Below are 20,690 nucleotides of genomic sequence, written 5' to 3' on the forward strand. Positions count from 1 at the left end.
GGCGTTAGTCGCCGTCGTCCTGGCTCTGGTTCAGCACCTGGAAGTTAGAGCCGATGTTGACTTCTATTTCAGATCCGTCGCTCTTGCGGATCTCTACCTCGTAGGAGGAACCGGCGTCGTCGCCCCGTTCGACCTCAGTGACCTGTCCCGGGCCCACTTTGGCCATGGCGGCGTCGACGGCTTTGTCGCGGTCGGTCTGGTTCAGCGGCTGCTGCGTGCCCCCGTTGCCCGTTGTGTCATCATCGAAGGGGTTCACGGAAGCCGCAGCCACCGACGCGCCTCCCAAAGCCGCCGCAGCGACCGCTGCTCCGATGATCCATGCTGTTCTCTTTCGCACGGCAGACTCCTTTCACATCGTTTTCTCCAGTGTCCCCCCTGCGAAGGGAACCGGACAAGGAGCGTTCTTTAGCCGCCGTCGTCGTACGCCTGCCGTGCCAGGCGGGCAAATTCTGCGATGAGAACAGACGGATCGTCCTTCCAGTACGCGAGGAACACGGATATGGGCGGCGCGTCCCGGACAACCTTGTAGGCCACGCCGGGCCGCGGGTACTGCGCGGCTGTCGCCTCGGAGGACATCCCCATCGCCCGTCCGGTGGAGATCAGCGTCAGCCAGTCGTCCACTCCCTGGACGGGACGGAGGGATGCGGGCTGCGCCTCCGGGCTCCACAGGTCCACCGAGGTGGTTCCCGTGCGGCTGTCCACGGCGAGCGCCCGCCCGGCAAAGTCGGCCATGCGCAGGAAGCGCCGGCGGGCCAGCGGGTCCGTGGCGGCTACCGCGGCGTAGCGCCGTTCCGTTCCAATCAGCGTCTCGGCGAAGCGGGGGTCGTTAAGCTGCTTGCGGACGACGGCGACATCAACAGTTCCGTTAGCCAGGCCGGCAGCCGGCGAACCGGATTGCACCCAGACCAGCGGGACAGCAGGGTTCGAACCCTCCCAGCGCCGCTGCACGGCGAGGGTCCGGCTGCCCACCGCGGACCACGCGTATCCGACCCTGAGTTCACCGGACGCATCGCGGGCTGCATCTTCCAGCAGCCTGGCTTCGTCCAGGACCCGCCGGGCGTGCTCAATGATGCGTTTGCCCGTCGCTGTGGGCGTGACGCTGCGCGTCGTCCGCTGGAAGACGCGCACACCGAGGGCACGCTCCAGCGCAGCAACGGACCGCGAGACGCTGGCCTGCGACGTCCCCAACGCGATGGCCGCGTCGGTGAACGTCTGAACCTCGGCAACAGCCACGAGTGCCCGGAGATGGCGCAGCTCAAGATTCATACGGCTATCGTATAGAACCGGCAGCGGGGACATTTATAGGTTTGCCGGCCTGCCCGCACACTTGCTGTCTATGGAGACGTTCACAGAGCCCGGCACCGGCCGGGGACGCAGCCAGTCAGCCCCGACCCAGGGCCGGATCCTGGGCGGTGTCCTGACCATGACCGCCAGTGGAATCAGCAACCAGGTGGGCGCCGGCATTGGCGCACACGCGTTTTCGGCTGTCGGTCCCGCCGGGGTTGTCGCCGTGCGGCAGCTCGTTGCCGCCGCCGTGCTTCTGTCCGCTGCCCGGCCTCCCCTACACCGTTTCACCTGGCGCCAGTGGTGGCCGACGCTCCTGCTGGGCGCTGCCATCGCCCTGATGAACATTTGCCTGTACGTCGCCATCCAGCGGATCGGCCTGGGCCTTGCCGTGACGCTGGAGTTCCTAGGCCCGCTGGCCATTGCCCTAATGCGCTCGAGGACCCGGCTGGATATGCTGTGCGCGGCGTGCGCCGGCTGCGGGGTCTACATCCTGGTACTGCCCGGTCCCAGCAGCGATTTCGCAGGCATCGGCATCGCCGTGGCCGCGGCCGTCTGCTGGGCGGCCTACATCGTCCTGAACAGGATTGCCGGGCAGCGGCTGCCGGGCCTGCAGGCGCCCGCAGCCGCCACAGCTGTTTCCCTCGTCTTCTACCTGCCGGTGACGGCGTATCTGCTGGCCCAGGGTTCGCTGGCCGGTCCTGCGCTGGGGTACTCGGTCATCGCCGGCGTGCTGTGCTCGGTCATCCCCTATGCCGCGGACCTCATGGCGCTGCGGCACGTCCAGCCCGGCTTCTTCGGCGTATATATGAGCATCAACCCCCTGCTGGCCGCCCTCTCCGGGACACTTGTGCTGGGACAGTTCCTCGTGCTGCACGAGTGGCTGGGCATGGCGGTCATCGTCGCCACCAACGTGGCGGTCATTCTGCTCGCCGGACGCAGCAGGCGCCGCTCTTTGCCGGCATCCCGGGGGTAGCCTAGGGGCAGGAGGGCAACATGGCTGTCAGGAGTGCGGGCCTTCTGCTGTACCGGCAGAACAGGGGGGCGGAAGTGGAAGTGTGGATCGCCCACATGGGCGGCCCCTTCTGGGAGCGCAAGGATGAACGCGCCTGGTCAATTCCCAAGGGCGAGTACCTCGAAGAGGAGGATCCGCTGGCGGCGGCACAGCGTGAGTTCGCCGAGGAAATGGGAGTCCCGGCGCCGTCCGCGGACTACGTGCTGCTCGGCACCTTCCGGCAGCCCTCGGGCAAGCTCATCACGGCATTCACGGCCGAATCCGCCTTCAAGCCCGAGAAAATCCTGAGCAACACGTTTCCGCTGGAGTGGCCCAAGGGCTCCGGAACGGTTCAGCACTTTCCCGAGATTGACCGTGCCGAGTGGATCGGTGAATCCGAAGCCCGCATCAAGCTCGTCAAGGGCCAGCTGCCAATCCTCGACGCGCTGCTCGAGCACCTCGGGGCATGACGCCAATGCGATCGGCATACCTGCATCTGGCGACGGTCGCCATGACATCCGCCGGGGACGTGCAGGCACCGGATCCTGCAGCTCCGGGCGCAGCGGTTACGCGCGAGCTGTGCGGAAGCTGGGACCACCCGCCGCCCTGCCCGCTCGCGCCGCACCATACCCGGCCTGAGCAAAACGGGGACACCGTCACGCTGCGGATCATCTTCGCCACCGAACCGGCGAATGAGGCCCTGGTCCGCAGCCGCATCGACAGCGCCCTCCGCCAGGGAAGCCTCACCGGCCCGGATGGCCACACCAGCCATTGGGCGTTCCTGGGCGGCGGCCCGGGCGAACTCGACCCTTCCGAGGCCGAGCACGCCCGGCGCCTCACCGGCGACTAGCCTGCCGTTGTCCTGGCTGGCCTAAGCTGATTGGCCCAGGACCGTCCGGTAGATCCCGGTGTGGTCCAGGTCGCCGTCGCCTGTGTCCACCATGAGCTCGAAGGCGCCGCGGACGCTGGCGGAGAGCGGGAGTTTCAGCCCGCTGTCCTTGGCGATCTCGGCGATGAAGTTCAGGTCCTTCAGCTGGTTTTTCGCCGAGCCGCCGCCGTCGAAATCCCCGTCGATCCAGCGCTGCCCCTTCTGCCGGAGAACCTCCGAATTGGCCAGCCCGCCGGCCAGAATGGACTGCACCTTCTCAGGATCAAGGCCGGCGGCAGTCGCCAGGGCCATGGCCTCGGCCAGCGCCGTGACCGTGGCCGACACGACGATCTGGTTGCAGGCCTTGACCGTGGACCCCGCCCCCGCTTCGCCGAACCAAACGACCGTGGAACTGTAGAGCTCGAAGAGCGGCAGGAGGCGCCGCACAGTGTCGCGCGGCCCGCCGGCCATGGTGCTCAACCGGCCTTCCTCGGCTCCGATGATGCCGCCGCTGAGCGGCGCGTCCACCACCGTCACCCCGTGCCGGCTCCGGCAGTCCTCGGCGAACCGGGCCACGGCCACCGGGGACACTGTTCCGTGAATGACCAGGACAGGTTCCTCGATGCCGGCTGCCTTCCACCCGGCCAGCAGTCCGTCCCCGCCGGGGAGAAGGTCGGCGACCTGAGGCAGGTCCGGCAGGACTGTGAGGACGACGTCGGCCGCAGCCTCCGCCGGTGTGCCGGCCACCTGTCCCCCGCCGATGGCCCTGGCCTTTTCTGCGGTGCGGTTCCAGAGCGTGAGGGGAACACCGGCGGCCAGGATATTTCGGGCGATCGGGGCGCCCATCGGGCCGGTGCCCAGCAGGGCGACGGACATTGGAATCCCGGGCTTCAACTCATTCTGTGTGTCGGTCACTGTGCTCACGTCGTTAGAAGGGGATCAGGCCGGCCATGGCGGGCAGGAAGGTGCTGAACCACGGAACGGCGGCAAGCACCAGCAGCCCGATGAACACCGCGATGAGGTACGGCCAGAAGTGCTTGAGGCTTTTTTCCACGGTTTCGTGGCCTGTTGCGCAGGCCACGTAGAAGCCGACGCCGGCTGGCGGGGCGAACGAACCGATGCCCATGGCGATGATCAGGACCATGGCGTACTGCACCGGGTTCACGCCGAAATCCGTGGCGATCGGCAGCAGCAGGGGTGCGAAGATCAGCACGGCGGGCAGGCCCTCCAGCAACTGGCCCATGATGATCAGCAGCACGACGGTGAACAGCATGAAGAGGACAGGCGAGTCGCCCAGGCCCGACATGAGGTCGTGGATCTGCTGGGACACCCCGGCGAGTGCAAGCGTCTGGGCGAGCGGTGAGGCTGCCGCGATGATGAACAGGACCATGCCCGCCGTCGTCGTGGTTTCCCGGAGGGTATCGCCCAGCAGCTTCTTGCTGCCGCGCCGGTAGGCGGCGGCTAGCACGAAGGCGTAAGCGACGGCGACGGATGACACCTCAGTGGGGGTGGCGAAGCCGCTGAGGATGCCCACCACCATGCCTACCGGAAGCAGGAGCGTCGGGATGGCGAAGAAGGTGGCGGAGCCGCGTGCACGCCAAGTGGCCTTCGGGCTGGACACACCGCCCTGCTTGCGGGCGCGGAGGAAGACCATGGCCATGACCACGAGGGCCAGGAACGCGGCGGGAACGAAGCCGGCCAGGAACAGCGTGGTGGTGGAAATGGTGGTGATAGAGCCGAGGATGAGCAGGACGATGCTCGGCGGGATGGTTTCACCCATGATGGCCGAGGCGGACAGCACCGCCACCACCTCGCCGCGCGGGTACTTGCGTTCCTCGAGCATGCCCCGCATGGTGGTGCCCACGGCGGCGACGTCCGCAACCTTGGAGCCGGAAATGCCGGAGAAGATGTACATCGTCACGACGACCACCTGGAGCAGGCCGCCCCGCAGGTGCCCGATCAGCGCGTCCACCAGCTTGGCGAGCGGCAGCGTCAGGCCGGCGGAGTTCATGACGGTTCCGGCGAGGATGAAGAACGGGATGGCCAGCAGCACGAAGCCCTTGGCGCCCGATGCCATGCCGATCGGGATGGCGCTGACCTCCGAGATGCCGCCCAGGTAGAGGTAGATGCCCGAGGCCAGGGCCAGCACGAACGCGATCGGCAGGCCGAGGAACAGCAGGGCGAACAGGCCAACGAGAACCACGCCGAGGATCAGGTTGGGCGAGGCGTAGTAGAACAGTGGCTGGGCGAAGAGAACCGCCGCGGCCATAACCGCAGTGATGCCGGTGGCGATCAGGACCGCGCGGCGTGGCTGCCGCCAGAGCTTGAGGACGGCGAACCAGGCGATGAGCACCATGCCCAGCGCGAACGGCAGCGAGACCCAGAAGACCGGCAGCTGGAGGATCGGCGTCTTTTCCTCGAGCTGCTGGACCAGGGTAGGAATGAACAGGGCGAGGGAGCCGGCGCTCATGACGAAGACAAGGCAGTCCACGAGGGCCGCCAGGTACGGCTTCCAGCTCGCCGGCAGGCGCATGACCAGTGCCTGGACGGACATGTGGGCGCCCTTGGGGTAGGCGATGGCACCGCCGATGAAGGCGATGGTGAGCAGCGCAATCTCGGAGACTTCCTGCGTCCACAGCACGGAATCACCCGTAACCACCCGGACCATGATGTTCAGCAGGATAACCACGAGCTCGGCGAGGATGGCCGCGCCGACGGTCCATTCCAAGGCCTTGTCCAGCCAGACCGCTCCGCTCCAGCGCGGCGCGACGTGCCCGTGGTGAAGGATCTCTTCCGCATCGGACGGAAGGACCTCTTCGAGTTCCTTGGGGGCGAGTGTATGTTCCATGTTTTTCCAGACTGTCATCGTTGAAAGCGGGATGCTGAGTGCGGGGATGATGTTCGAGGGATGGTATTCGAGGACCGGGGCGCCGGACGGGCGCTCCGGCCCTCGAAAGGGGTTACTTGGCTGCGGCGATCGCTTGGTCGAAGAATTCCTTGCCGATCAGCTTCGAGAAGTCCGGGTAGAGGCTCTTGGAAACGGCCCTGAACTGCTCGAGGCCGGCGGCGGTGGGCTCGTTGGCCTTCATGCCCTTGGCGGTGAGCTCGGCCAGCTGCTTCTCCGACTGCTCCGTGTCGTATTCGGTCTTGAAGGTGGCGGTCTCAACCGAGGCGTCCGTCAGGATCTTCTTCTGGTCCTCGTTCAGCGAGTCCCACTTCTTGGAGGACAGAGCCAGGACCCAGGCATCGTTGATGTGGTGCGTCAACGAGACGTACTTCTGGACTTCCGAGAACTTGTTGGTCCAGGGCACCTCGATCGGGTTTTCCTGGCCGTCGATCGTGCCGGTCTGCAGGCCGGTGAAGACCTCGGAGAACGCCATGGTGGTGGGACTCGCGCCCAGCTTGCCGAAGAAGTCCGTCCACAGGGGGTTGCCCGGCACGCGGATCTTCAGGCCCTTCAGGTCCGACGGCTGCTCGATGGGACGTTCGGAGTTGGTGATCTGGCGTCCGGTCCGGGTGAGGAAGGACAGGGCGACGGTGTTCTTCTCCTTGAGCTTTTCCTTGAGGACCTCGCCTGGCTTGCCGGCCAGGAACGCAGCCTCTTCCTTCGTGTCATCGAAGAGGTAGGGAATGCTGATTGCGTTCATTTCGGGCACCACCGACGCGTACACCGATGTCGACAGGATCAGCGCGTCCAGCGACCCGCCCTGCAGCCTCGTGACGGCGGCGTTCTGGTCGCCGCTGAAGCTCGTACCGTTCGGCACCACCGTGACAACCACAGAGCCGTTGGAGGTCTTCTTCACCTGGTCGGCGAAGTGCTGGGCGGAGACACCCACCGAAGAGGTCAGCGGGTCCGGGATGGACAGCTGGATCTTGGCCACCGGCGAGCCGCCGCCGGGCGCCCCTGAGGCGCAGCCGGCGAGGACGGAGGCGGCGAGGGTGCATGCCAGCACTCCGGTGAGGGCGCGGGTCTTCGAGTTCATGTGATGCCTTTCTTCATTGGAAGGAGTCTTGTGAGTCGCGGGGTGAGTTAGGAGGTCAGTGCGGCTTCGGCGACGAGCGCCTCGGTTTCGCGGCGCAGCTCGAGGGCCTGGGAGAGCGACTCATCCATGATGACGTCTTCCCAGCGGACGGTGGCACCCTTGGCGACGTCGGCACGCAGCTCGACGTGGTGCGCCAGGGCTACCGGCAGGGCGCCGATTTCGACGGAGTGCTTGGCCGAGACGAGTTTGCCCCAGACGGTGAAGCCACCCTCGCCGTCGAGGAACTCGCCAACCTTCAAGTCCTTCTTGGCGGTGGCAACGACGTCACCGAAGAAGCCGACGGGCGAGCCGGTTGCAATGCCGCGGAGGGCTGCGTTGGCGATCGAGACATTCAGCTCGAGGCCCACGTAGTGGTACGGACGGTACAGCGCTGCGTACTGGCCGGTGGGGTCCGGGTGCCACGGGTATTCGTTGAAGCAGCCGGAGACGTAGCCGTTCGTGGCCTTGACGACGACGAACACGCCCTCCTGGGTGTTGTGGCTGATCCAGCTGCCGTCGCGGTTGACGCTTGACATGACGTCCACGCTTCCCTCATGCGCCAGGGCACCCCCGACGTCGGCCGGGCGGCAGATGGTGGCGATCTCCTCCACGTCGCCCGGGGTGAAGGTCAGTCCGGAGTCCGACGGCGTGAGGCCTGCACCGTTGGCGACGGCGGCCATCTCGATGGAGGCCTTGGTGCCGTCACGGAAGGAGGTGTGCATGTACGGGTTGAGCTGCCCGGAGTCGGTGAGCTCCTTGGAGAACTCCCAGTTTTCCCAGACGTTGTCCGGGTTCATCTCGTGGTAGTGCTCGAGGTACTTGGCGCCCTTGCCCGCACAGACCACGTCGAAGCCGCTGGTCCGGGCCCAGTCCACCAGTTCCATGATGAGGGCGGGCTGGTCGCCGTACGCCATCGAATACACGACGCCGGCCTCTTCCGCGCGCTTGGCGAGGGCTGGACCGGCGAGCGCGTCGGCCTCGACGGTGACCATGATGATGTGCTTCTTGGTTTCGATCGCCCGCAGCGCGTGCTTTACGCCGACGATCGGGTTGCCGGTGGCTTCAACAATGACGTCGATGTCGACGTCGAACAGCTCGTCGGCGTTTGCCACGATGGTGGTGGAGCGGTTCTCCAGCGCGGTGGCGATGTCCGGGGCGATCTGGCTCTGGGGCCAGCCGACCAGCTCGAAGGCGCCCTCAGCCCGCTTCACATTGATGTCAGCGATGGCCACAACGTGGATGCCCGGGATGTTGTTTGCCTGGGCGAGGTACATGGTGCCGTACCGTCCGGCACCGATGAGGCCCACACGAATGGGACGGCCCTGGTTCTCGCGGTCGCTAAGAAGCTTGTGAAGGTTCATGGGGATCTCTCTGATTGATGTCTGACCGAAGAGGGACAACCTCCACTGTGGGGGGTGGAGCACCTCGTCGTCGCTGCTGCTGTGATCTGGGTTACCGAGTGGAACCGGTTCCACTTTTGTACCAGTCAGTGTTAAGCTGTGTCAACAGATGTCGGTGAAACGCGCCGGCCGCAAGGAGGAGCATTGAAGAAGGCGCCCACTATCCGCGATGTGGCGGCAGCGGCGGGAGTCTCGGTGTCCGTGGTGTCGCGGGTGCTTAACCCCGAGTCTGGTCCGGTCGCGCCGGCCAAGCGCGAACAGGTCCTGAATGTCATCCGTGAACTCGGGTACCGCCCCCGCGCCGCGGCACGTGAACTCAGCGCGGGCCACGCCCTCACCGTCGGCCTGGTGGTCACGGACCTCGCCAACCCGTTCTTCGCCCAGCTGGCGGACCGCGTGGTGTGGGAGGCCCGCAGCCACGGCGTTCAGGTTGTGGTCATGACCACGCAGGAGGACCCGCACCTTGAGGCCGAATCCCTGGACACGCTCCTGGACCGCTCGGTCGGCGGCGTCATCGCCACGCCAACGGGCGGAAATGTCGAGAAATGGGATCGCCTGCGGGACCTCGGCGTAAACGTGGTTTTCGTGGACCGCGCCATTGCGGAACTCAGCGACGTCGACGTCGTCAGCATCGAAAACTCCGACTCGGCCCGGCGCGCAACCGATCACCTCATCGCCCTAGGCCACGAGCGGATCGCCCTCATCACCGGCCCCGCGAGCACGTCCACCGGGCGTTCGCGGATCGGCGGCTACCGGGCCGCCCTCGAAGGCGCTTCGATAAGTCTCGATCCCATGCTGGTCCGGCACGTTCCCTTCCGCGGAGACGGCGGGGGCGACGCCGTCGGATCCCTCCTTGCGTCCCCGGATGCCCCCACCGGACTGATCGTGGCGAACACCGCCCAGGTGCAAAGCTCGGTCCGGCGCCTCGTCCAGATGGGCGTCCGGATACCCGACGACCTCTCGGTTATCGTCTTTGACGACAACCCATGGACCGAACTGACAAGTCCCCCGCTCAGCGCGATCCGGCAGCCCATCGGCATGCTCGCGCTGCACTCCCTTGAACTCGTCCTCGGACGAATGCAGGGCCGGCTTCCCGCCGGCGCCAGGACCATCGAGGTCATGGCGGATTTCGTGCCGCGCAGCAGCTGCGCTGCCCCTGCCCGCTCCGCCACCAAGTCCGTAACCAGATAAGGAAAAGGAAAACCCATGACCGTAGTTGTCACCGCCATGTTCACGCCCAAGGAAGGCGCCTTCGACGACGTCGTGGCTGCCCTCTCCCCCGCCATCGCGGAGGTCCACGAGGAGCCGGGCTGCGAACTGTACGCCATCCACGAAGCCCCGAACGGCCAGATCGTCATGATCGAAAAGTGGGAGAGCGCCGAGCTCCTCGACGCCCATGGCGCCGGCGACGCCGTCAAACGCTTGAACGCCTCGCTTGAGGGGCTCCTGGAGGAGCCGGTGGAAGTGACACGGCTGGCCGCGATTCCCGCGGGCACCAGTGCTCAAGGCGCCCTCTGACCTGAAGAACGACGGCGCCCCCGCCTGTGTATTCAGGCGGGGGCGCCGTCGAGCCCCGGACTACCAGTTCCGGGTCCACGAGCATCGTTTGGACCGGCAGTTCCGGATCCTTCATGCGGTCCAGCAGGGCCTTCGTGTCCAGATGATCAGGGAAGCCACACCACTGCGTCTTCCGGCCGGGAGAATCAATAGTTCTATTGGCCGGTCGAGCCTGACAGCCTCAGCGCTGGAAGACGCCGGTGAGCGTGGCCGAGCCCAGCAGGTGACGGGCGATTTCGGAGCCCAGCCTGGCAGGCTTCGCCCCGGCCCCGCCCGGCAACTCCTCGACATCCAGCGCGTAGACGGTGACGATGTAACGGTGCCTGCCGTGCCCGGGCGGCGGGGCCGCCCCCAGATAGCCGCGGAAGCCGGCGTCGTTTTTCAGCTGCACCGCGCCCGGCGGGAGCTGCGGACCGCCCTCGGCCCCGGCGCCCTCCGCCAGCGACGTGACATCTGCCGGGATGTTGAGAACCGCCCAGTGCCAGAACGCGCCGGCACCCGGCGCATCCGGATCAAACACGGTCACGGCGTAGCTCCTGGCCCCGTCAGGCGCCCCGCTCCAGCTCAGCTGTGGGGACTCGTCGGCGCCGCCGGCATGCATCCTGCCGCTGCGCTGCGGCGGCGGCAGGGTCCCGCCATCCTCGAACGACCGGCTGGTGAGCCCGAACGTTGGGACGTCCGGCAGGTTGGAAAACGGGCCCGGCGATGTCATGGCTGCCTCTCAGGTGGTGGGAACTTCGGTTTCCTCTGCTGCTGCTTCGAGGTGGTTGAGCTCCGCCCGGGTGGGTGGATTGGCGCCGGCACGGGACACGGTCACTGCGGCCGCGCGGGAGGCGTGGGCCAGGAGGGCGGTGAGCCCTTCGGCCGGGAGCGCCCGCAGGTCAGCCCGGTTCTGGGCGCCGTCCAGGCCGCGGTCCACCACCCCGGAAAGCAGCGCTGCCATGAAGGAATCCCCGGCGCCCACGGTGTCCGCCACCTCCACGCGGGGGGCGGCAAACTCGGCCTCGCCCGCGGCGGTGGTCCCCCACGGCCCGGCAGCGCCGCGCGTCACCACCACCACGGCCGGCCCTTCGGCCCCGCCAAGCTGTAGCCAGCGGCGTGCGGACTCCAGCGGGTCCACGCCGGGGTAGAGCCAGGTGAGGTCCTCGTCGGAGGCCTTGACGATGTCCGCGAGGGTCACGAACTTTTCCGCCTGCCGGCGGGCGTAATCCGCGTCCGTGATGATGCTGGGGCGGCAGTTGGGGTCAAAACTGATGGTCGACGCCGGGTGGGCATGTTCGACGGCGGCCAGCACCTCCGCGGCTCCCGGCGCCAGCATGGTCGCGATGGAGCCGGTGTGCAGCAGCGTGGTCCCCTGCAGCATGAACGGCAGCCGTTCGGCCAGGCCGGGGAGCTCCCAGGCGAGGTCGAACGTGTAGGTGGCGCCGCCGTCGTCGTCCACCAGCGCGGTGGCAACGCTGGTGGGCAGCCCGTCCGGGGCCTGCGGGAGCATGACGGAACTCGCCCTCAGGTGGGCGGCCACCGACTCGCCGTAGGCGTCACGGCCGTACCGGCCGACGAACTGCACCGGGTGCCCCAGGCGGGCGAGCCCGACGGCGACGTTGAGCGGGCTGCCGCCCACATGGGCTTCGATTCCGGAGCTGCGCTGGACCACGTCAACGAGGCCCTCGCCGATAACAGTGAGCATGGTCATACTCTGCCAGAGAACGCCGCCGGGCGCCCGAGTCCTTCCATAGGAAGTTGTCCGAAGAAGGCTGCTACGCCTTCTTCCCGGGCAGGGCGAGCTTGAAGACCTTCGCCCACGAGGATCCAACCTGCTTCAGCAGCGGCCCGGTGGTGTACGGCAGGCCGTAGCGCCGGCAGATTTCCTGCACCTTCGGGGCCACTTCCCCGTACCGGTTGGACGGCAGGTCCGGGAACAGGTGGTGTTCGATCTGGTGGGACAGGTTTCCGGTCATGATGTGCATGAACTTGGAGCCGGAGATGTTGGCCGAGCCGATCATCTGCCGGACGTACCAGTCGCCGCGGGTTTCGCCCTCGACCATTTCCTCGGTGAAGGTGTCCGTCCCTTCCGGGAAGTGTCCGCAGAAGATCACGGCATGGGCCCACACGTTGCGGACGGCGTTGGCGGTGAGCGTCCCCATGAGCGCCTGCTTGCCGGAGCCGGTCAGCATGGCTACGGCCGGGGTGGCGGCGTAGTCCTTGGTGAACTGCTTGAGGGCCTTGACGCCGAGGGCCTTGAGGTCGCGGGTCATGGCCTCCTTGCTCTTCCTGCCTTCCTTGTAGTCGACGAGCTCCAGGTCGTAGACCGCGATGCCCCATTCGAAAATCGGGGCCAGGATCGCGTTGTAGAGCGGGTTGCCCAGGGCACGGGGGGTCCAGGGCTGGTCCTCGTCCATGCGCAGCAGGTTGTATCCGACGTCGTTGTCCTTGCCCACCACGTTGGTCCAGCGGTGGTGCAGGTCGTTGTGGGTGTGCTGCCACGAACGCGCCGGGGTCACGAAGTCCCATTCCCACGTGGTGGAGTGGATGTCCGGATCGCGCATCCAGTCCCACTGGCCGTGGAGGATGTTATGGCCGATCTCCATGTTTTCCAGGATCTTGGCGAGGCTGAGCAGGCTGGTTCCCGTGACCCAGGCGGCCTTGTTCCGGCTGACCAGCAGCGCGGCGCGCCCCGCGATCTCCAGCCCGCGCTGGATCTTGATCACCCGCCGGATGTAGGCGGCGTCGGAGGCTCCGCGCTTGGCGAGGATGTCATCCTTGATGGCGTCCAGTTCGCGGCCGAGCTCTGCCACCTGCTCGTCGGAAAGGTGCGCCGCGGCGGGCGGGCGCACGGTGGGCCGGCCGGTGGCGGCCAGTGCCCCCGGCCTCGGCTTCGGAACCGGCTTGTCCGTGGAGACGCTGTCGGTGGATTTCGTGCTCGCGGCTGTGCGATCGGATATTGCAGTCATTCTTGTGATGCTCCTCAGATCTCGAGGTTAACGGGTCCGGCAGCTGCCGAAACGCACGTCTGGATTAGTTGGCCCGGTTCACCGTGGACTTCGCCGGTGCGGAGGTCCCGGACCTGCCCTGCACGCAGGGGCAGCAGGCAGCTGTGGCAGATGCCCATGCGGCAGCCGCTGGGCATGAGGACGCCAGCGTCTTCGCCGACGTCGAGCAGGGGGGTGTCGCCGTCGGCCTCCACCTCACGGTCGGACGCCTCAAAGGTGACGAGTCCGCCGTCGTGCCCTTCGCCGCCGAGCAGGCTGGTGTTGAAGCGCTCGATGATGAGGTTGACGGGGTCGGCCGCGAACGGGCCGGTGGCCCCTTCTGCGCGGGCAGACTTGGAGTCCTTCGGATGGGCGGCAGCTTCGGCAGCCCACAGGGCTTCTGCGTCATCGAGGAACCCTTCCGGGCCGCAGGCGTAGGCAGCGCGGCGGCGCCAGTCGGGGCACAGGCTGTCCAGTCCGGCGGCCGAGCCGAAGTCCATCCGGCCATGCTCCCCGGTAAACCAGTGGGTGACGCGGAAGTTGGGGAACTGGTCCGCGAGCTCGGACAGTTCCTCACGGAAAATACTGTCCTCAGGCCTGCGGGCGGAATGGATCAGGACCACATCGGCGTCGGGGCGGTGCGGCACCAGCGTGCGCACCATGGACATCACGGGGGTGATGCCGCTGCCCGCGGTGAGCATCAGGAGCGGCCGCGGATGTTCGGGGAGGACGAAGTCGCCCTGCGGGGGCGCCAGGAACAGGACGTCCCCGGGCCGGGTGTTGCGGACCAGGACGCCGGACACGGCACCCATGTCGCTCACGGTGATGGCGGGATCCTCGCCCGCCGGGGCGCTTAGCGAATAGGAGCGCCAGTGCCGGACGCCGTCGAGCTCCACGCCGATCCGCGCCCACTGGCCGGCTTTATGGGCCTTCCAGCCGCGGCCGGGCCGGAAATGGATGGTGGCCGAATCCGCCGTTTCGGGCACAACCTTGGTGACCACGCCACGCAGCTGCCGGGCGGAAAACACCGGGTCAAAGAGGGCGAGGATGTCCTCCGGCGCAAGGGGGGTGGTCAAAACAGACGCGGCGCGCGCCAATTTGCGGAGCCGGATCATGCTATCCGCTTCCTGCCGGGCTCACCCATGTGTATCTCCTAGTGAAACCCATGATCGAAATATGCTGACTATCCCCCAACTACAAGAGTCCCCCATGCCGGTGCCACTAGCAACCGGCGTCCGCATCGCGGGGCGCTGGACCACGCGGGACAGGCGTGGCGCGTTGCGGGCCATGTTCAATATTCCTCCGTTATACGTCTGCCGGCTTTTGCGGTAAATGATAAGCATACTTACCGCCGGAGTGCACGCACTCCCTGAGCCCACGTCAATGCAACGAACGGACGTCGGCGTAGTTCCCGCCCCTAAAGCAGCAGCAGCTCCTGGACCAGCTCGCGGCACTTTCGGTACGACGGCGCCTTCGGGTCGATCAGCGCGAAGTGGTCGCCCGGGACCCTGACCACCTGGACCGGGGCTCCGGCTGCGCGGGCGGCCGTGGCGTAGGCCTCGGACTGGCTCACCGGCACGGTGTCGTCCTCAAGCCCGTGAACCGCATAAACCGGGATGGTGAGCGGCACGGCGCTCATCGGATCGGCGTACTTGTGGCGCTTGGGGTACCTCTCGGCGGAGCCGCCCAGAAAATTGCTGACGGCACCGTTGCTGAGGTCGTGCCACTCCGCCTGCGCCAGATTGAGCAGCCCGGACTGGCTGACGACGCCGGTCAGGTGGACGGCCTCGCCGTTGAGGTTCCTGGCGACCTGCCGGTCGGCGTCGGCCGCGCCGAGTCCCGCAAGCCGGTCCCGGCCGGCCGCCCAGACGGCCAGGTGCCCGCCGGCGGAGTGCCCCAGCGCCACCACGCGATTCAGGTCGAGGTCGTGCTCGCCGGCCACCTCACGGAGCTTGTCGATCCCGGCGAGGACATCCTCGAACGTCCGTGGCCACCCGCCGCCGTTGCCCGCCCGGCGGTACTCCAGGTTCCAGGCCACGATGCCGTGCGCCGCGAGGTCTTTGGCCAGCGGCTCGCCCAGTTCAGCGCCGTACTGCGAGCGCCAGTAGCCGCCGTGGATCACCACAACGATGCCGCGCGGCGATGGCGGCTTGCCGTTGCGTGACGCAGGTGTTTCCGGCAGGAAGAGCTCGCCCCACTGGCTGGGGTGGTCACCGTAGTGGTACTTCTGCCGCTTCACTGCATCCTCCTAGGATCCTTCGAACGGGGCGCGGGCCCCTCTTTGCCGCCTCCCGCGCGCCCGGGGTCCGGGGTTGCAGGGCACGACGGCGCACAACAGCCATGCTCCGAGCCTACATGGACGCCGCTTCCGTGGGGCGGAAGGGGCTGCAGTGGCAAGGGTGTCACCGGCCCCGCTGTCGCACCGCCTTGATAGTTTGGAACCATGGCAAGCAACTGGGATCGCCTGGACGTCACTCAGCGCGACTCCGTGCAGGAAAACGTGGAACTCTATGAGCGCGTCCGGCCTGCCCTGAAACTTGTCACCCGGGAAGTCCTGCAGATACTGCGGTCCATGCTCAAGGACACCGAGGTCACGCCGCTCTTCGTCACCGGCCGGACCAAGTCGGTCGATTCCTTCCGCGAGAAGATCTCCCGCACCGAGGAGCCGCTGGAGCCCGGCGGCCCGAGGCTCCTGAAGTTCCCGGACCCGTTCCGCACCCTCAACGACATGGTGGGCGTGCGCGTCATCACCAAGCTGCCGGCGGAGAACGCACTGGTGGCCAACCTGATCAAGCGCCAGCGGCACCTCTTCGACTGCCGCGGCGACCGCGAAAAGGACATTGGTTCGATCGAGTCCGGAACCTACGGCTACTCCAGCCGGCACCTGATCCTGCGCACCATCCAAAACGACGTCGTCAAGAACTACCAGCAGGTCTTCAACGCCGAAGCCCAGCCCAACGGCAGCTACTTCTTCGAATGCCAGATCCGCACCGTGTTCGCGCACGCGTGGAGCGAGATCGAGCACGACATCCGCTTCAAGGCCGAGGACCCCCGGGCCTGGACGCCGCACTTCGACCGCCAGTTCACCGCCACCGCCGCAATGCTGGAGACAGTGGAGACCGCCTTCGCCGACCTGCATGAACGCTACGAGGAGGTCCGCAGCTACTGGGACGTAGACGGAGAGGGCGCGGCGCAGCTCACCCCCAACCGCATCCGCGACGTCTGGCGCACCCTGCTCCCCCACGTAGACCGTAAAGTAGATGACGACTGGGGATGGGCAGCCGAACTCCTGGCGGCCCACGGACTCAAGCAGACCGTCCAGCTTGCCGGACTGCTCAGCGCCAACCGGATCACCGAGGTCCGCAAGGCCCTGGACCACCGCTACTCCCCCGGCCCGGACCGCCTGCTGGATGACCTCCTGCTGTGGCAGTACGGCACCAAACACATCGACCTCACCGCCGAGGCGCCCGACGCCGTCCCCCACCCGCGGCGCGACAGCCTCCTGCGGCGGCTGAAGCAGATCGAGCGCTACCGCCAGACCAAGAAATAGAGTTCCATGAAGCCCGAACAGCTCCAGTCCGTCCGGGCCACGCTCCGTTCCCCGCGGCGCCTCAAGACCGAGGCCCTCGCCGGACTGGTGGTGGCCCTCGCCCTCATTCCGGAAGCCATCGCATTCTCCGTGATCGCCGGAGTGGACCCCCGGATCGGGCTGTTCGCCTCCTTCACCATGGCGGTGACCATCTCCTTCATGGGCGGCCGGCCCGCCATGATCTCGGCCGCAACCGGCGCCGTCGCGCTGGTGATCGCGCCGCTGATGCGCAGCCACGGACTGGACCACCTGATCGCCGCGGTAATCCTCGCCGGGGTCTTCCAGATCCTGCTCGCAGTCCTGGGCGTCACACGACTCATGCGATTCATCCCGCGCTCAGTGATGGTGGGCTTCGTGAACGCGCTGGCCATCCTCGTGTTCATGGCCCAACTGCCGGAACTGATCGGGGTTCCCTGGCCCGTGTATCCGCTGGCCGCCGCGGGCCTGCTGATCGTCATCGGCTTCCGCCGGATTACGACGGCAGTGCCGTCGCCTTTGGTGGCCATCGTCCTCCTGACGGTCCTCGCCGTGGTCGCCGGGATCGACGTCCCCACCGTCCAGGACAAGGGCCAACTCCCGGAAAGCCTGCCCACGCTGTTCATCCCGCAGGTGCCTCTGACGTGGGAAACCTTCCAAACCATCGCGCCGTTCTCGCTGTCCATGGCGCTCGTGGGGCTGCTGGAATCCCTGATGACCGCCAAACTGGTGGACGACATCACCGATACCCGCTCCAACAAGACCCGCGAATCCTGGGGCCAAGGCGTGGCCAACATCGTCACCGGGTTCCTGGGCGGCATGGGCGGCTGCGCGGTGATCGGGCAGACAATGATCAACGTCAAGGGCTCCGGCGCCCGGAGCCGGGTTTCCACATTCCTCGCCGGCGTCTTCCTGCTGGTGCTGGTGGTCACCCTGGGCGACATCGTGGGCCTCATCCCCATGGCGGCGCTGGTGGCGGTAATGATCTTCGTCTCGGCCATCACCTTCGACTGGCACTCGGTTGCGCCCGCAACGCTGAAGCGGATGCCCAAGTCGGAGACCGCCGTCATGCTGATCACCGTGGGCACGGTGGTGGTCACTCACAACCTGGCGATCGGCGTCGGCGTCGGGGTGCTGGCGGCGATGGCGATGTTCGCCCGCCGGGTGGCCCATTTCGCCACCGTGGAGCGGACGGAAGTGGAGCTCAACGGCCGGACGGTGGCCACCTACACGGTGGACGGCGAACTGTTCTTCGCCTCTTCCAACGATCTCTACACGCAGTTCGACTACGCCCGCGACGCCGAGCCGGACATTCACGGCGTAGTGATCGACCTGCACGCCTCGCACCTGTGGGATGCCTCCACCATCGCCGTGCTGGACGCGGTCACCGAGAAGTACCGCCGGCACGGCCGTGAGGTGGAACTGATCGGCCTTAACTCGGCCAGTATCCAGATGCGGGAACGACTCGCCGGAAAACTCAACACTGAATAGTGAGCATTATCACTTCACGCAGCCCTAAGCCCCTACCTGACGCGGATCAGCATGGCACGAAACGACACGGCCCCGTTACCTTAATGTGACATTGAGGAAGGCCTCCCGTACGGTGGAAAACGTGCCTTTTTCACCGATGAGGCACTCCCGCGCTGATTGCCTAACTCTGCCGCAGCCCGAGGAACCAATCGAAAACCCATGTCCGGCAGAGACGGGGAAACCACTTTCGGCCTGCTTGAAGCGGGCCTTGGGGTGAAGCCGCGCAGTTCCTGACCACGCTCAGGACCGCGGCCGGGTGCCTCCCATCCGAATCCGACAGCTCACCTCGCAGGCATCGGGAGAGGCTTCTTCATGTCGTTCCGCTTTATTTCTGGCCGCCGTGCTGCGGCCATCCTTGCAGCATCCGGCCTGGCCTTCACCGGCAGCGTCGCGGCCAATGCCGCCAACGCTCCGGCCCAGCAGGCCCAGGCTCCCGCCGCCGCCCCCGCGACGGCTGGCCAGGCTCAGACTCCCCTCAGTGCCGCTTCCAGCGTTAAGATCGAGTTTGAACGCCCCGCCGTCAAGTCGGCCCCGGCTCCCGTGGTGGCGGCACCCGTCGTCGTCGAAAAGCCGGCCGTGAAGCCTGCGGTCAAGACGGCCACGGCACCTGCCGCCTCCGTCACTGCCGCCTCGGCTGCTGCGCCTGCCAAGGCTGCAGCCGCGCCGGCCGCGCCCGCACCGAAGGTCACCGTCAAGGCTGCGGCTCCCGCACCGAAGGCGCCCGTCAAGGCTGCTGCAGGCGTCAACGCCACCATGCTGGCGTCGGCCTACGCCCAGATCGGCATCACGCAGGACTGCACCGCCATGGTGGAGAAGGCCCTCGGCGCCGCCGGCATCCGCGTGGGTGACCTCGCGCCGATGCAGTTCCTGAGCCACGGCAGGGTCGTCTCCACGCCGCAGCCCGGTGACATGATTGTGCAGTCCGGCCACGTGGCCATCTACGCCGGCGGCGGCAAGGTGATCAGCGGCGGCATGAACGGCATCAACGCCACCCTGGCCCACCCGCTGTCCTGGCTCACGGCCACCGGTCCTGTCACGTTCGTGCGCGCGGCCTAACAGAGCTGAGAAACCGCCGTGTTCCGCTGCCTTGGGGGCGGCGGAACACGGCCCCCCAAGGTGCTCCCACTTTTCTACAAGGAGGGGGGAACACACTGGCTATGCCTGATGAAAGACCGCAGACTCCGGCTGCGAGTCAGGATCACCGGGTCCGGATTGTCCCCCATGCATTCCGGATCCGGTGCCTGCTTTAAGCGGCAGAAGGTCCGCGGCATCTCCGCTTCAGCCCCTGACCGTGCGGTTCCGCCCCTGTGATTTGGCTTCGTAAAGAGCGACGTCGGCAGCCGCGATCACCTCGTGGAGGTCAGCGGTTTTCGCGTTGTAGGTGGAAATGCCATAGCTGACGGTCGGCATCCGCAACACTTCAGGGATGTGCTGCCCTGCCAGCCTCCTGCTGATTTCACCCGCAATGATTTCCGCGCTCTTGGGGCCCGCGCCGGGAAGCAGGAGGATGAACTCCTCGCCGCCGTAGCGCCCGGCAACGTCCGTGGACCGGACCGACGCGCTGCACGCCTGGGCAAAGGCCCGCAGTGCAAGGTCGCCGGCCGCGTGGCCGAAGGTGTCGTTTACTGACTTGAAGTGGTCCAGGTCTGCGAGGATCAGCGAGCCGCCGCTGCTAGCGGCCTTGCTGCGTTCCAGTTCTTCAGCCGCCGCCTCCAGAAACGCGCCGCGGTTAAGCAGGCCAGTGAGCCCGTCCTGGGTGGCTACCGTCCGCAGCGCCCGGGTCTGCTGCTCGGTGCTCAGCCCCGCCATGCTGAAGGAAACCACCACCAGCAGCACCATGGTGACCATGGTGGTCACGGCGGATCCAAAGTATGTGACAAAAACGGGACCATCCTGCCCCTGAATGAGGAATACAACCAGCCGGCAGACGTAGAAAACCGCAACCCCGCCCGCTGCTATGGCCAGGGGGATCCGGACCCGGGAATAGCCAGGCTCCAGCCGCCACAGCTCGTGCGAAGCCAAGCCAATCAGCACGGCCATGGAGGCCAGGAACACCGCGCCCCCGGCCCAGACGTTGGACGCCGGTGCGTCCAGTGCCGCGGCGGCGCCGGCAAGGACCGGCAATGCAACCGAGATCCAAAGGTTGTATCTAAGATTCCGCAGCGAGCGCGCGCCTGCCCAAACGCTCGCCGCGCCGCACACCAGCAGGACGTTGCCCAGCGGGTTGGCCCAGATCTGCTGGGGCGTGCCGTTGAGAAGTAACGATGCCGATCCCGAGAGGAACAGGAGCAGGGCGGCACACCACCACGCGCTGTACGGCGAGCGGGTACTGCGGAACGTGGAAAAGTAGAACAGCAGGGCCAGAATCAGGGCCATCGCGGCAAAGGCGATCCGCAGTGTTGCCGTGTCTAGGATCATTCCGTCCCCTTGAGTCCCGATCCGGTGCACTCCAGTATCGCATCGACGGCGAGCCGGACCGGGTCTTTCGCTTGGGGAAATTT

Annotated in this window: 20 protein-coding genes and 1 riboswitch; of the genes, 8 read left to right on the plus strand and 12 right to left on the minus strand. The window is 66.8% G+C overall.

Features of this window, described 5'->3' with window-relative positions:
* Positions 1–4 precede the first annotated feature (4 nt).
* The gene (locus J7I85_RS04940; RefSeq protein WP_214847423.1) at positions 5–337 is read right to left on the minus strand and encodes a PepSY domain-containing protein; all 333 of its coding nucleotides are present in this window, start codon (positions 335–337) and stop codon (positions 5–7) included.
* A gap of 68 nt (positions 338–405) precedes the next feature.
* A complete protein-coding gene (locus J7I85_RS04945; RefSeq protein ID WP_214847430.1) occupies positions 406–1,266 on the minus strand; it encodes a LysR family transcriptional regulator in 861 nt (286 codons plus the stop codon).
* Positions 1,267–1,336: 70 nt separating this feature from the next.
* Between J7I85_RS04945 and J7I85_RS04950 the strand changes: the two genes are divergently transcribed.
* Genes J7I85_RS04950 through J7I85_RS04960 form a run of 3 tightly spaced genes read left to right on the plus strand, consistent with a single transcriptional unit; the run spans position 1,337 to position 3,128 of the window.
* A complete protein-coding gene (locus J7I85_RS04950; protein WP_214847439.1) occupies positions 1,337–2,260 on the plus strand; it encodes a DMT family transporter in 924 nt (307 codons plus the stop codon).
* Positions 2,261–2,280: 20 nt separating this feature from the next.
* On the plus strand, positions 2,281–2,748 hold the full coding sequence (locus J7I85_RS04955; RefSeq protein ID WP_214847441.1) for an NUDIX domain-containing protein: 468 nt from the start codon (positions 2,281–2,283) through the stop codon (positions 2,746–2,748).
* The gene (locus J7I85_RS04960; RefSeq protein WP_251023953.1) at positions 2,745–3,128 is read left to right on the plus strand and encodes a hypothetical protein; all 384 of its coding nucleotides are present in this window, start codon (positions 2,745–2,747) and stop codon (positions 3,126–3,128) included. The genes J7I85_RS04955 and J7I85_RS04960 overlap by 4 nt, the downstream gene beginning before the upstream one ends.
* Positions 3,129–3,149: 21 nt before the next feature.
* Here the strand turns inward: J7I85_RS04960 and J7I85_RS04965 are convergent, their stop codons facing one another.
* The 4 genes from J7I85_RS04965 to J7I85_RS04980 form a co-directional block, all read right to left on the minus strand.
* Positions 3,150–4,022 carry an NAD(P)-dependent oxidoreductase gene (locus J7I85_RS04965; protein ID WP_214847443.1) on the minus strand — a complete coding sequence of 291 codons (873 nt, stop codon included), beginning with the start codon at positions 4,020–4,022 and terminating at the stop codon, positions 3,150–3,152.
* Between the two features lie 52 nt (positions 4,023–4,074).
* Entirely contained in the window at positions 4,075–5,994 is a 1,920-nt protein-coding gene (locus J7I85_RS04970; protein WP_214847449.1) for a TRAP transporter large permease subunit, read from the minus strand.
* A 112-nt stretch (positions 5,995–6,106) separates the two neighbouring features.
* Positions 6,107–7,129, minus strand: a complete 1,023-nt coding sequence (locus J7I85_RS04975; protein WP_214847451.1) for a DctP family TRAP transporter solute-binding subunit — start codon at positions 7,127–7,129, stop codon at positions 6,107–6,109.
* Positions 7,130–7,176: 47 nt separating this feature from the next.
* Complete coding sequence (locus J7I85_RS04980) at positions 7,177–8,529, minus strand: NAD(P)H-dependent oxidoreductase (protein ID WP_214847454.1); 1,353 nt, start codon at positions 8,527–8,529, stop codon at positions 7,177–7,179.
* A gap of 183 nt (positions 8,530–8,712) precedes the next feature.
* Between J7I85_RS04980 and J7I85_RS04985 the strand changes: the two genes are divergently transcribed.
* On the plus strand, positions 8,713–9,759 hold the full coding sequence (locus J7I85_RS04985; RefSeq protein ID WP_214847462.1) for a LacI family DNA-binding transcriptional regulator: 1,047 nt from the start codon (positions 8,713–8,715) through the stop codon (positions 9,757–9,759).
* 15 nt (positions 9,760–9,774) lie between these two features.
* Complete coding sequence (locus J7I85_RS04990) at positions 9,775–10,086, plus strand: putative quinol monooxygenase (protein WP_214847464.1); 312 nt, start codon at positions 9,775–9,777, stop codon at positions 10,084–10,086.
* 220 nt (positions 10,087–10,306) lie between these two features.
* Here J7I85_RS04990 and J7I85_RS04995 read toward each other — a convergent pair whose 3' ends face one another.
* From J7I85_RS04995 to J7I85_RS05015, 5 genes are all read right to left on the minus strand, one after another.
* Positions 10,307–10,837 (minus strand): YbhB/YbcL family Raf kinase inhibitor-like protein, encoded by a 531-nt coding sequence (locus tag J7I85_RS04995; RefSeq protein WP_214847466.1) that lies wholly within the window; start codon positions 10,835–10,837, stop codon positions 10,307–10,309.
* Between the two features lie 9 nt (positions 10,838–10,846).
* On the minus strand, positions 10,847–11,812 hold the full coding sequence (locus J7I85_RS05000) for a carbohydrate kinase (RefSeq protein ID WP_214847468.1): 966 nt from the start codon (positions 11,810–11,812) through the stop codon (positions 10,847–10,849).
* Between the two features lie 70 nt (positions 11,813–11,882).
* The gene (locus J7I85_RS05005; protein WP_214847470.1) at positions 11,883–13,076 is read right to left on the minus strand and encodes an acyl-CoA desaturase; all 1,194 of its coding nucleotides are present in this window, start codon (positions 13,074–13,076) and stop codon (positions 11,883–11,885) included.
* A 14-nt stretch (positions 13,077–13,090) separates the two neighbouring features.
* Positions 13,091–14,209: a ferredoxin reductase gene (locus J7I85_RS05010; RefSeq protein ID WP_214847472.1), complete on the minus strand. Its 1,119-nt coding sequence runs from the start codon at positions 14,207–14,209 to the stop codon at positions 13,091–13,093.
* A gap of 302 nt (positions 14,210–14,511) precedes the next feature.
* A complete protein-coding gene (locus J7I85_RS05015; protein WP_214847474.1) occupies positions 14,512–15,333 on the minus strand; it encodes an alpha/beta hydrolase in 822 nt (273 codons plus the stop codon).
* A 204-nt stretch (positions 15,334–15,537) separates the two neighbouring features.
* On the opposite strand from J7I85_RS05015, the gene J7I85_RS05020 reads away from it, so the two are divergent.
* The 3 genes from J7I85_RS05020 (at position 15,538) to J7I85_RS05030 (ending at position 19,245) form a co-directional block, all read left to right on the plus strand.
* The gene (locus tag J7I85_RS05020) at positions 15,538–16,644 is read left to right on the plus strand and encodes a GTP pyrophosphokinase family protein (RefSeq protein WP_214847476.1); all 1,107 of its coding nucleotides are present in this window, start codon (positions 15,538–15,540) and stop codon (positions 16,642–16,644) included.
* A gap of 6 nt (positions 16,645–16,650) precedes the next feature.
* On the plus strand, positions 16,651–18,150 hold the full coding sequence (locus tag J7I85_RS05025; protein ID WP_214847478.1) for a SulP family inorganic anion transporter: 1,500 nt from the start codon (positions 16,651–16,653) through the stop codon (positions 18,148–18,150).
* A 183-nt stretch (positions 18,151–18,333) separates the two neighbouring features.
* Positions 18,334–18,498, plus strand: a riboswitch (cyclic di-AMP (ydaO/yuaA leader).
* A gap of 3 nt (positions 18,499–18,501) precedes the next feature.
* Positions 18,502–19,245, plus strand: a complete 744-nt coding sequence (locus tag J7I85_RS05030) for an NlpC/P60 family protein (RefSeq protein ID WP_214847480.1) — start codon at positions 18,502–18,504, stop codon at positions 19,243–19,245.
* A gap of 222 nt (positions 19,246–19,467) precedes the next feature.
* On the opposite strand, the gene J7I85_RS05035 is transcribed toward J7I85_RS05030, so the two are convergent.
* Complete coding sequence (locus J7I85_RS05035) at positions 19,468–20,607, minus strand: diguanylate cyclase (protein WP_214847482.1); 1,140 nt, start codon at positions 20,605–20,607, stop codon at positions 19,468–19,470.
* Positions 20,608–20,690: the final 83 nt, after the last annotated feature.

The sequence above is a fragment of the Arthrobacter sp. ISL-65 genome (genome assembly GCF_018613795.1).
Lineage (GTDB): Bacteria > Actinomycetota > Actinomycetes > Actinomycetales > Micrococcaceae > Arthrobacter.